Source organism: Burkholderia sp., assembly GCF_018375725.1.
GTDB lineage: Bacteria > Pseudomonadota > Gammaproteobacteria > Burkholderiales > Burkholderiaceae > Burkholderia.
In genome coordinates this window covers 1-3,023 of record NZ_JAHACR010000409.1, presented here as the reverse complement: position 1 = coordinate 3,023, position 3,023 = coordinate 1, and the positions used below count along the sequence as shown (strand labels likewise).

General features: G+C 65.9%; 1 protein-coding gene and 1 pseudogene. One reads left to right on the top strand and one right to left on the bottom strand.

What is annotated here, in order from left to right:
* A pseudogene (locus tag KH616_RS23565) lies at positions 1–309 on the bottom strand (hypothetical protein); the annotation flags it as partial.
* Between KH616_RS23565 and KH616_RS23560 the strand changes: the two are divergent.
* Positions 308–3,023, top strand: a 2,716-nt coding sequence (locus KH616_RS23560; RefSeq protein ID WP_292253407.1) for an NAD-glutamate dehydrogenase domain-containing protein, incomplete at its 3' end; no start/stop codon positions are given. The pseudogene KH616_RS23565 and the gene KH616_RS23560 sit on opposite strands and share 2 nt — an antisense overlap.

Sequence of the window (3,023 nt, the reverse complement as noted above, 5' to 3'; positions counted from 1 at the left end):
GCCGGCGTGCTGGTGTTCCAGTTCTCGCCGCTGCCCGACGACCGCGCTTTCCACGACGATCCTGTCGTCGTCGCGATCGAATGTCAGATGTTCGATACCGTCGCCTTCGAGCGACGCCCAGCGTACTTCACGCATCGTCCTGTCTCCTCGCGTCATGCCGGCTGACCGGCGATCGTAGCGCAGATTGCCGGCCGCCTGCCCATGGCACGGCGCGATGTGCACCCGCACATCGCGCTTTTGCACACCGCGGCGCATAATGCGCCCACTGACGATGTGCAAACGCTGGCCACCCGTCGAGGAGATCGCCATGCAAGCGAAGAACGAAGAAGTCGTCGCTCTCCTGCTCTCCGATGTCGTCGAATTCGCGCGCGGACGATTGCCGGAAGCCGTGTTCCACGTCGTCGAGCCCTTTCTCCAGCATTACTACGATTTCGTCGACCTCGACGACCTGCAAAGCCGCAGCATCGCCGATCTGTACGGCGCCGCGATGGCGCACTGGCAGACCGCACAAAAGTTCGTGCCGGGCGGCGAACGGCTGCGCGTCTACAACCCGATCCTCGAACAGCATGGCTGGCATTCGGACCATACCGTCATCGAGATCGTCAACGACGACATGCCGTTTCTCGTCGACTCCGTGTCGATCGCCGTCAACCGCCTCGGGCTCACGCTGCACTCGGCGATGCACCCCGTGTTCCGCATCTGGCGCGGCCAGGACGGCAGCATCGAGCGGGTCGGCGTGGGCGGCGCAGGCGCCGGAGCCGACGACGGCCATTCTCAGCTCACGTCGTTCATCCATTTCGAGGTCGATCGTTGCGGCGACGCAGCGAAACTCGAGGCGCTGCGCCACGACATCGCCCGGGTGCTCCGCGACGTGCGCGCATCGGTCGAGGACTGGCCGAAGATCGTCGAGATCGCGCGCAGCACGATCAAGGACATGAAGGCGCGCGAGACGAGCGCGGAAGACATCGAGGCGCGCGCGTTCCTCGAATGGATGCTGGCCGACCATTTCACGTTCCTCGGGCAACGCGACTACGCGCTTGTGTCATACGATTCCGGATTCGGCCTGCGCGGCATCGAGGGATCGGGATCCGGCATCCTGCGCGAATCGTTGCGCGCGCCCGGCACGCCGGAACTGACGCCGCTGCCGCCCGCCGCGGCGGAAATCATTCATGGCGCGTGGCCGATCTTCCTGACCAAGGCGAATTCCCGCGCGACGGTGCACCGGCCGGGCTATCTCGACTATGTCGGCGTCAAGCTGGTCGGCCCCGACGGCAAGGTCAGCGGCGAGCGGCGCTTTATCGGGCTCTACACCTCGACCGCGTACACGGTGCCCACGTCGGAAATCCCGATCGTGCGCCGCAAATGCGCGAACATCGTCCGGCGCGCGGGTTTCCTGCCGAAAGGACATCTCGGCAAATCGCTCGTGACCGTGCTCGAAACCTATCCGCGCGACGAACTGTTCCAGGCCGACGAAGACCAGCTTTACGACATCGCGCTCGGCGTGCTGCGTTTGCAGGAACATCAGCGCACGCGGCTCTTCGTGCGGCGCGACCGGTTCGACCGCTTCGTGTCCTGCCTCGTGTTCGTGCCGCGCGACAAGTACAACACCGACCTGCGCCGGCGCATCGCGCGCCTCCTTGTCGACGCGTTCAACGGCGTCAACGTGGAATTCACCCCGCTCCTGTCCGAATCGGCGATCGCGCGCATTCACTTCGTCATTCACGCGGAGCCGGGCACGATGCCCGACGTCGACACGCAGGAACTCGAAGCGCGGCTCGTCCAGGTCGCGCGCCGCTGGCAGGACGATCTCTCCGATGCGCTGCTCGATGCCTTCGGCGAAGAGCGGGGCACGCGGCTGTTGCAGCGTTACGCCGACTCTTTTCCCGCCGGCTATCGCGACGACTATCCCGCACGCACCGCGGTGCGCGACATCGAACTGATCGAACGCGTGCAGGGTACGGACCGTCTCGCGATGAATCTCTACCGCCCGATCGAGGTGGGACCGCGCGCATTCCGCTTCAAGGTCTACCGCGCCGGCGAGCCGATCGCGCTGTCGCGCAGCCTGCCGATGCTCGAACATCTCGGCGTGCGCGTCGACGAGGAGCGGCCCTACCGGATCCAGGCCACGGACGGCGCGGCCGCGTGGATTCACGATTTCGGCCTCGAGCTGGCGGACGATGCGGAATTCGACATCGAACGCGTCAAGGTGCTGTTCGAAGACGCGTTCGAGCGCGTGTGGGGCGGCAGCATCGAGAACGACGACTTCAACCGCCTCGTGCTGCGCGCCCAGCTCAGCGCGCGCGAAGTGGCGGTACTGCGCGCGTACGCGAAATATCTGCGGCAAGTCGGCTCGACCTTCAGCGACGCCTATATCGAACGTGCGCTGACCGGCAATCCGGCAATCGCGCGGCAGCTCGTCGAGCTGTTCATGGTGCGCTTCGACCCGCGCGTGGGCGATATGCGCGATGCACAGGCGGAACGCGTGCTGAAGGCGATCGAGAGCGCGCTCGACCAGGTGCCCAACCTGGACGAGGACCGGATCCTCCGGCAGTTCCTCGGCGTCATCAAGGCAACCGAGCGCACGAACTACTTCCGGCACGACGCGAGCGGCGAACCGAAGCCGTACCTGTCGTTCAAGTTCGATCCCGCGAAAGTGCCCGGCCTGCCCGAGCCGAAGCCGATGTTCGAGATCTGGGTGTATTCGCCGCGCGTCGAAGGCGTGCATCTGCGCGGTGGACGCGTCGCGCGCGGCGGCTTGCGCTGGTCCGACCGCCGCGAGGATTTCCGCACGGAGGTGCTCGGCCTGATGAAGGCGCAGATGGTGAAGAACGTGGTGATCGTGCCGGTCGGCTCGAAAGGCGGCTTCGTCGTCAAGAATCCGCCGCCGCCGAGCGACCGCGAAGCATGGATGCGCGAAGGCATCGCGTGCTATCAGACGTTCCTGCGCGGCCTGCTCGACCTGACCGACAACCTCGCGAACCAGGCGATCGTGCCGCCGCCCGACGTCGTGCGGCACGATCCCG